Annotated in this window: 4 protein-coding genes and 5 pseudogenes; 4 read left to right on the top strand and 5 right to left on the bottom strand. The window is 66.3% G+C overall.

Annotated features, from left to right (window positions below):
* The first annotated feature begins 456 nt into the window (after positions 1–456).
* On the top strand, positions 457–588 hold the full coding sequence (locus tag ACIRQP_RS41365) for a group II intron maturase-specific domain-containing protein (RefSeq protein ID WP_403900492.1): 132 nt from the start codon (positions 457–459) through the stop codon (positions 586–588).
* Positions 588–1727: an IS630 family transposase gene (locus ACIRQP_RS41370; protein WP_403900494.1), complete on the top strand. Its 1140-nt coding sequence runs from the start codon at positions 588–590 to the stop codon at positions 1725–1727. The genes ACIRQP_RS41365 and ACIRQP_RS41370 overlap by 1 nt, the downstream gene beginning before the upstream one ends.
* 688 nt (positions 1728–2415) lie before the next feature.
* Here the strand turns inward: ACIRQP_RS41370 and ACIRQP_RS41375 are convergent.
* Positions 2416–3465, bottom strand: coding sequence for an aldo/keto reductase (locus ACIRQP_RS41375; RefSeq protein ID WP_403900496.1), 1050 nt, complete (start codon positions 3463–3465; stop codon positions 2416–2418).
* A 122-nt stretch (positions 3466–3587) separates the two neighbouring features.
* Between ACIRQP_RS41375 and ACIRQP_RS41380 the strand changes: the two genes are divergently transcribed.
* The gene (locus ACIRQP_RS41380) at positions 3588–4175 is read left to right on the top strand and encodes a TetR/AcrR family transcriptional regulator (RefSeq protein ID WP_403900498.1); all 588 of its coding nucleotides are present in this window, start codon (positions 3588–3590) and stop codon (positions 4173–4175) included.
* 23 nt (positions 4176–4198) lie between these two features.
* Here ACIRQP_RS41380 and ACIRQP_RS41385 read toward each other — a convergent pair.
* Positions 4199–5693 (bottom strand): annotated as a pseudogene (locus tag ACIRQP_RS41385) (ISL3 family transposase).
* Between the two features lie 199 nt (positions 5694–5892).
* Here ACIRQP_RS41385 and cpt point away from each other — a divergent pair.
* Positions 5893–6339: pseudogene (cpt, locus tag ACIRQP_RS41390) on the top strand (chloramphenicol phosphotransferase CPT); the annotation flags it as partial.
* Here the strand turns inward: cpt and ACIRQP_RS41395 are convergent.
* From ACIRQP_RS41395 to ACIRQP_RS41405, 3 pseudogenes are all read right to left on the bottom strand, one after another.
* Positions 6330–6611, bottom strand: a pseudogene (locus tag ACIRQP_RS41395) (IS630 family transposase); the annotation flags it as partial. The pseudogenes cpt and ACIRQP_RS41395 overlap by 10 nt on opposite strands.
* Positions 6611–6964, bottom strand: a pseudogene (locus tag ACIRQP_RS41400) (transposase); the annotation flags it as partial. The pseudogenes ACIRQP_RS41395 and ACIRQP_RS41400, both read right to left, overlap by 1 nt.
* 164 nt (positions 6965–7128) lie before the next feature.
* A pseudogene (locus ACIRQP_RS41405) lies at positions 7129–7887 on the bottom strand (transposase); the annotation flags it as partial.
* Between the last annotated feature and the right edge of the window lie 439 nt (positions 7888–8326).

Below are 8326 nucleotides of genomic sequence, written 5' to 3' on the forward strand. Positions count from 1 at the left end.
ATGACTCCAACTCGCTGTCCCACAGACCTACTTCGACACCGCTCTCCGTTCCCATAACCGGTTCAACGCACCCCGATCGGGTGAGTAACGAACCACCGCCACTCTGACGGTCCGTCAGCCAACTAGATTCCGAAGGGCCCCTTGACCAGGGCGTATGGAGAACTGCAACTGGAGTACTAAGTGAATGGCTAACTCCCAGAGGATTTCCTTCAACGAGGGCAAGACTCGGATCGCTCACCTCTCGCAGGGTGCGATTTCTTGGGATTCAACATCCGCCGCTATCGCAGCGGAAAGCTAATCATCAAACCTAGTCGTGTCGCCGTAAAGCGGATCCGGAAGCGGCTCGCTGACGAGATGCGCGTCCTTCGGGGTGCAAACTCGGCGGCGGTTACAGCTCAGCTTAACCCGATCACCAAGGGATGGGCCTGCTACTAGCGGACCGTGGTATCCAGCCGCATGTTCAATGCGCTGGATGCCTATGTGTGGAAGCTGGCCTATAGGTGGGCTCTGCGCAGTCACCGGAACAAACCCAAACGCTGGGTCGTGGACCGGTACTACGGTGCGTGGAACAAATCTAGTGTCTCGTGATGCTGTTCATGGAACCTGAGGCTTGTGTGATCGTTGATTCTGGTATGGATCTCTCCTCTGAACAGATGGCTGAGCTGCGGGAGTTGGCTGGCTCGCGTGATGTTCCGGCTGATGTGGCGCTTCGCGCCCGGATTGTGTTGTGGACCGGCGAGGGGCGGCGGCGCAAGGACATCGCCGAACTTGCCGGGGTGGCACCGCTGACGGTGGACCGCTGTAAGGCCCGTTATGCCGAGCGGGGCCTGGCTGGGCTGGAGGAGAAGCGTCGTGGCGGGCCGCGTACCCAGGTGCCGCCGCAGGTGCGGTCCCGGGTGATCGCTTTGACGAGGATGTCGCCGCCGGTGGATTCCGGCCTGTCGCACTGGTCGACGTGGACGCTCGCCGATCACCTGAAGCGGCATGAGGGCATCTCGGTTTCCTGGCATTACGTCGCCCGCATCTGGCGTGAGGAGAACCTGAAGCCGCACCGCTCGGGCACCTTCAAGATCTCGAAGGACCCGGCGTTCGCGGAGAAGGTCGCCGATGTCGTCGGCCTGTACCTGGCCCCGCCCGGTGGGGCGGTGGTGCTGTCGGTCGACGAGAAGACGCAGGTGCAGGCACTGGACCGGACTCAGCCGGTGTTGCCCGTGACCTTCGCGGCGAGCGAGAAGCGCACCCACGTGTATGTGCGGCACGGCACCACGAACCTGCTCGCCGCATTGAACGTCGGCACCGGCGAGGTGCTCGGCGAATGCCGGCCGGACCGGAATGGCGCCACGTTCCTGGCGTTCCTGAAGAAGGCGGTGAAGCCGCATGCCGGGAAGGAGATCCACATTGTGCTGGACAACCTGTCCACGCACACCACTCCGGATGTGAAGGCGTGGCTGGCGAAGACCCCGCACGTCCATTTCCATTTCACCCCCGTCGGGTCCTCGTGGTTGAACCAGATCGAGACCTGGTTCGGGATCATCACCCGGCAGTCCATCCGCCGCGGCACGTTCTCCAGCGTCAACGTCCTGGTCAAACAGATCCGCGACTACATCAACTCCTGGAACCAGAACGCGAAACCCTTCACCTGGACCGCCACCGCCGATGAGATCCTCGCCAGGGTCCGACTCGTTCAGACCAGCGTGAAGCAACTCGTCAATAACAACGCGAAGTAACACAAACAGAGTTACGAGACACTAGGAGAGACCGGTGGGTCTTTGGTGACCGTGACAACGGCGCCTACCTCATCAAATTCTCCTGGATATCGATTGTCCGCCACCAGGCAGTCAAAGGTGCAGCATCTCCGGACGATCCCGGGCTCGCCGACTACTGGGCCAACCAGCGACGCAAAAGGAAGCCCCCACCGCTGGACGCGCCGACCCTGCGGCTACTTAAAGCGCAGAAAGGGTGGTGTTCAGAGTGTGGTGGTCACCTGCTGTATGCCGATCAGGAGCCACAGACCCCGGAGGAATGGGAGAAGTGGTTCACTGTCACCCGCAAAGCTCTGCGAAAGCGAGCGGTGATTCTACGGGAACGCGGAAAGGTCAATCGGCCGCAGATCCATCTCCTGCATGCCCACTGCCATCGACGATCAGTCGAGGAAATGGCCGAGCATTCTTCACCCCCGGGTCGGGTGGCGGCGCATTTCTGCGCCGCCACCCGGTCTTAGCCCCATCAGGCCGCAGAGCTTGCCCACGAAACGGCGGGCGGATGCCTCCTCGGAGAGGCGTCCAGCTCGTCGAGGAGCCGCAGCAGCACCTGGTTGCTCTCCTGCCGGCGATCCGCGGGCCACCACCGAGGAAGGGACCAAGAGCAGTTGCTGGCCGTACCGGAGCTGAGCGTCCTGGCGCGGCCAGCACGGTGTCAGAGGTTGGTGTAGCCGGGGATGCTTGCCTTGATGCGCTCGAGTTCGCGGGCGTCGGAGATGCCCTGGACGTCGTGGCGGGGGGTGTAGGGGGCTTCCAGGCGGCGGGCTTCCTCGTCGGTGAGGTCGAGGTCGAGGGAGGCTACGGCGTCGTCGATCTGCTGGATGGTGCGGGCGCCGACGAGTGGGGCCGCGACGACGGGGTTACGGCGCAGCCAGGCGAGAGCGATCTGGGCGCGGGTCACACCGTGGGCGTCGGCGATGGCGCCGACCTCGTCGATGATCTGCCGGTCGCTGTCGGCGTTCGCCTTGTAGAGCATGTCGGCGTAGGCGCCGTCAGTGGCGGCGCGCTGGGTCGTGTTTGCCTGGTCGGCTGGGCGGGCGAGGCGACCGCGTGCCAGGGGGCTCCACACCATGGTGGCAACGCCTTCGTCGGCACACAGCGGGAGCATTTCGCGTTCCTCCTCGCGGGCGAGGAGGTTGTAGTGGTCCTGCATGGTGACGAACCGTGCCCAGCCGTGGCGTTCCTGGAGGTGGAGGGCCTTGGCGAACTGCCAGGCGTGCATGGAGGACGCGCCGAGGTAGCGGGCCTTGCCGGCCTTCACCACGTCGTTGAGGGCTTCCAGGGTCTCCTCAAGTGGTGTGTCGTTGTCGAGGCGGTGGATCATGTAGACGTCGACGTAGTCGGTGCCCAGGCGGCGAAGGCTGTTGTCGATCTGAGACATGATCGCCTTGCGGGACAGGCCGCCGCCGTTGGGGCTGCCGGGACGCATGTCGTGGCGGACCTTGGTGGTGATGACGATGTCGTCGCGGGTGGCGTAGTCCTTCAGGGCGTGGCCGAGGATCTCCTCGCTGGAGCCGTAGGAGTACATGTTGGCGGTGTCGAAGAAGTTGATGCCGGCTTCGAGGGCGTGCTTGATCAGGGGGCGGCTGCTCTCCTCATCGAGAGACCAGACGGGGTGGCCGCGGTCAGGCTCACCGTAGGTCATGGCGCCGATGGCGACCGGGGAGACATCGAGGCCGGTACGGCCGAGCTTGATGTAGCGCACGGGGAGGCTCCTACAATGGGGAACGAAGGTAAGCGGAGAACTCTCCGCTGGCAGTTCGACGCTAACGGAGAGTTCTCCGGATCGCAAACGGACACCGCTACCCGCACCGCCAGGAGGACCCGATGACCGGCGCCACGCCACAGCGCTCCGATGCGCTGAAGAACCGCGAGGCGATCCTCCAGGTCGCCCACGACGCGCTCGCCGAGTCACCGCACGCCTCTCTCAACTCGATCGCCAAGCGCGCAGGCGTGGGTCCGGGCACCCTCTACCGGCACTTCCCCACTCGCGAGGCGCTGATCCTGGAGGTCCACCGGCATGACGTGAACCGCCTGGTCGCCTCCGTGCCGGATGTTCTCGCCACCCACGCTCCACTGGACGCACTGCGGCAGTGGTTCGCCACCCTCGCCGCCTATGTACGGATCAAGCATGGCCTCGGCGAGGCACTGCATTCCGCCGCCGCGCAGGAGGTCGTGAGTGCCTCGTGGCCTCCCGTGGCTGCTGCCGTCGGCCAACTCCTCGACGCATGTGAGCAGGCCGGAGAGGTGCGTCCCGGAATCGACCCTGTCGACGTGATCATGCTCATGAGCTGCCTGTGGCGCACCCCCGACACCCCAGACGGCGCCACCCAGGCCGACCGGCTCATGGAACTGGCCATCGACGGCTTTCGCCCCTGCCGGGTCTGTCAAACGACGAGCGGCTCTGTTCCGTAGTCGGTGGTGACGGTGTGTTCGCCTTATTGCAGGAGGATGCGGTGGCGGAGGAGGTCGAATCCGGCTCGGCCGTGCATCTGGCGCATGATCTTCTTGGTGTGGGTGTTGACGCCTTCGGTGCGGCCGTTGTGGTGGGGCAGGGTCAGGCCGGTGGTGACGGCGGCGCGGTCGAGTTCGAGGCCGTTGCAGAAGCTGCGCAGGTGGGGCAGGTCGGCGGTGCGGACCGTGGTGATCCACTGGGTGAGCTTGTTGTCGTTGGCCTGGGCCGGGGTCAGGAGCGCGGCGAACTCGCCGGTGAGTTGGGCGAGTGCGGTCATCTCCGGGCAGGCCGCGGTGAGGAGGCTGAGCAGGTCGGTGTCCTTCGTCCACAGGTGGGTGAGCAGGAGCCGGGCGAGGCGGCGGGGGGTTGTCACGGGGCGGTCGCCTTCGGCGCGGCCCTGGTTGAGGTAGCGCACCAGCAGGTTGGCACTGCCGGTGTAGCCCAGTTCTCTGATCTCTTCAGAAGGTGGGTGACGGGGACGGCCGGGTTGTCGGACCGGCGCCGGCGCAGGTGGTCGCGGTAAGGTCGACCAGCGTGGGCCGGTAGCGGGGGGCGATGCGATCGGCGGGCGGTTCGGGGATGCGGGCGTAGCACTTGACGGTGTTCAGGGCGAGGTTCAGTCTGCGGGAGCAGTCGAGCAGGCCGACGCCGGAGTCGAGGAGGGCGTGGACTTTGTGCCAACGCTCGCGGGTGGTCTGCTCTCGGACGCCGCCGGGCCGGGGCGGGTTGACGGCGGCCCAGCAGGGGGTGTGGGCGCGGACCTCGGCCAGGACTTTGTCGCACAGGTTCCGCCACAGATGCCAGCGGTCGCTGACCTGCACCGCGTCAGGCAGGGCCCGGCGGATCGCCTCGGCGTAGGTGGCCGAGCCGTCCCGGCATACGACCTCGATCTCCTTCTTCTCGCGCAGCCATGCCTCCAGGGTGGCGGCCTCGCGGTCGGGCAGGACGTCGAGGCGTTCCCCGGTCTCGGCGTTGATGATGATCGTGGCGTAGCGGTGGCGGCGGCGCAGGGCGAAGTCATCGACCCCGACCACCCGCGGGATCCGCGTTGCCGGGGCGGGGATGCGCCGTAGCAGGCGCAGCGCGGTCGCGTACGAGACGGGCATGGCCAGTAACCGGGCGAGCCGGGCGGCTGCCCGGCCGCATAACTCCTTGACTGCCCCCGAGACCTGGCTGCTCAGGCGGGTGGTGCGGCGCTGAAGGCGCTCCAGCAGCCCAGGGACTTGCTCGCGGAAGGTCTGCCGCCGACAGCCCAGGACCGGACCGACCAGACGTCGAACCTGGACGTTGACCGCGACCCTGCGGCCATCCACCGGCACATCCGCAACCGTCCGGACGTGATACCCGTGCACTTTCCCCGTCGGCACCCCGCACACCAGACAGGGAAAGGGAACATCCCGGGTCCGGGCTACGACCCGGATCACCGCGCCGTCGTCCGCCACATCATCGATGACCAGTGCCGAAAGCCCTGAAAACACCGTTGCCACAAGGAAGTTGACATCTCGCATACGACGTCAACGACGCCAGTCACCTGCCGTCACCACCGACTACGGAACAGAGCCGCTGTTTGACAGTCCCGGCTCTGGCCGGGAAGGTTCACCGGGTTGTAGGAGGCGGGCAGCGTTCGCGGGTATCCGTTTTCGAGTGTTGCTGCGGTGCCTCTACTGTGGCGCGGTGATGACTGAGGTGATCGTTCTCAACGGTGGTTCCAGCTCGGGGAAGTCCGGGATCGCTCGGTGTCTGCAGGCGGTCCTGCCGGAACCGTGGCTGGCTCTGGGGACCGACACGCTGGTTGACGCGATGCCCGCGGCCATGCAGGCGTCGGATGCCGGGATCGAGTTCACTCCGGACGGAGAGGTGATCGTCGGGCCGGAGTTCCGGACGCTGGAAGCGGCATGGATCAAGGGGGTCGCCGCGATGGCCCGTGCGGGCGCCCGGGTCATCATCGATGAGGTCTTCCTCGGCGGCGCGGACTCACAGCAGCGATGGCAGAAGGCTTTGGGCGAACTGCGGGTGCTGTGGGTCGGCGTCCGGTGCGACAGTGCGGTTGCCGCAGGCCGTGAGGTCGCACGAGGTGATCGGGTCGTCGGGATGGCGGCGTCCCAGGCGGCTGTGGCCAGTCGCCGTCCTCCCCAGCGGATTCCCTTCTCGCTGCGGATCCGGGCACGTTCGCGGCGTTGGGCTGCCAGCACGTCGGGGTGGCGGGCGTTGGTGTTGCGCCAGCGTAGGTACCGGTGCAGCTCGCGGGTCTGGACGGTGTGGTTGGGGTGGTGGGAGTTGGCGAGGGTGAACTGCCGCAGCGGTCCGAAGTGCGCCTCGATCGGGTTGGCCCAGGAGGCGTTGGTCGGGGTGAAGCACAGCTCGACCTTGTTCTTCTTCGCCCAGCGGCGGATCTTCGGTCCGCCGAACACGGCGCGTCCGAGCGGAGCCACGGCGACACGTCGACGGCGAGGACCAGGCGGCCACCTTCGAAGCGCGGCAGGGGCATGTCGGCCAGCAGGGCCCGCAACCTGTCGACGTCGATCCGGCCGCGGTTGAGGGCTCCGTACAGAGCGCCGTGCCCACGCGGGTGCTCGGGCACCAGCGTCAACTCCACGGGTGAGGTGACCGGCCCGTCGACGCACAGCAGGGCGTCGGCCAACTCGAACAACTCATCCCGCCGGGCGGTCAGGCACTCGTAGAACTCGCCCCGGAAGCGTGACGCTTCCGCGAACGCTTCCTGCCGGACATCGTGATGCAGCAGACTCACCCCTGGCGGCCTTGGTCTCGGTTCGGGTCTCGTGAAACGCGCGCTCTGGACAGCACGCAGGATCACGCCAAGGCCGCCCCCCACGTCCGCCGAACCCTCCCCTGAGTGATCAAGTTCGGGACACCGTTCGAGGCCAGAAGAAAAAGGACTCCCCAATAAGGTTGTCAAGCAACCTTGGTGACTGGTGGTGCGAACTGGTAGCACGCTCCGTCGCGGATCATTGCCCACAGGACGTTGGTCCTGCGGCGTGCGAGCGACAGGACTGCTTGCTTGTGCCCCTTCCCCTCGGCGCGTTTGCGGTCGTAGTAGGCCCGTGACGCTGGACACGACCGTAGGCTGGCCATGGAGGAGAGGTAGAAGGCCCGGAGAAGGCCGCGGTGGTAGCGGCGAGGTCGGCGCATGTTGCCGCTGACACGGCCGGAGTCGCGTGGGACCGGGGACAGGCCGGCGAACGAGGCTAGTCGGTCGGCGGTGCCAAAGGCCGTCATCTCACCGCCGGTGGCGGCGATGAACTCTGCGCCAAGCATGGCTCCCATGCCAGGCAGGCTGCGGATCACCGCGGCGTGCGGGTGTTCGTGAAACCGGGCCTCGACGAGTAGGTCGAGCTCGGCGATCTCCTCTTCGAGGGCCATCACCCCCTTGGCGAGGCGGGCCACTATCGAGGCGGCCAGTTTCTCACCGGGCAGCGCGGTGTGCTGGGCCTGGGCCGCCTCAACGGTGGTTTGAGCAAGGGCGGCGGCGCCCTTGACCTTGCGGTTCTTCAGCCAGGTCTCGATGCGCCTGGCTCCGCTGCGGCGGATGGCGGCCGGCGTCTGGTATCCGGTCAGCAGCAGGACCGGTCCCTTGTTGGTCAAGCTGAGGGACCGCTCCAATGCGGGGAAGATTTCAGAAGCCGTATCTCTATCGATCATGAGGTCGGTTCTGATCGAACGGGGTGCCTGGCCGAGTGATCTTGGCCGGGTGGATGCATGAAGGCAGGGCCTCCGGTGCAGCACGAGGGTTGTTGAGGCCAGCTCGAGTGCGGGGAGACCCTGTTGACGCAGTTGTACGCGGTTTCGTCCTTCGAGTTCAACTCGGCGTCGTCGGCGTGCGATTGTCTCGCGCACCGGTTCGGGAACGCGGCCGACCGCCCGGAGCGAGTGCGGCGGTATCCGTCGGACATGACGGACGCGGAGTGGGCGGTGGTGCGGGACGTGATGCCGGTTCCGGCGTGGCTGGAGGGCCGGGGAGGCCGGCCGGAGGGCTACTGCCACCGGCAGATGCTGGACCAATGCCACGAAGTTAAGGGCATGTTGGCGATGTCAAGGCATCGGGGAGGGTGATCTTGTAGGTGCTCGGTGCCGTGCGGATGAGCCGACCGTT

Origin of the sequence: Streptomyces sp. NPDC102274 (genome assembly GCF_044766385.1) — a bacterium.
Lineage (GTDB): Bacteria > Actinomycetota > Actinomycetes > Streptomycetales > Streptomycetaceae > Streptomyces.

Coding starts and splice junctions, on each gene's coding strand:
- ACIRQP_RS41365 (WP_403900492.1), top strand. CDS start 457: ATGTTCAATGCGCTGGATGCCTATGTGTGGAAGCTGGCCTATAGGTGG.
- ACIRQP_RS41370 (WP_403900494.1), top strand. CDS start 588: ATGCTGTTCATGGAACCTGAGGCTTGTGTGATCGTTGATTCTGGTATG.
- ACIRQP_RS41380 (WP_403900498.1), top strand. CDS start 3,588: ATGACCGGCGCCACGCCACAGCGCTCCGATGCGCTGAAGAACCGCGAG.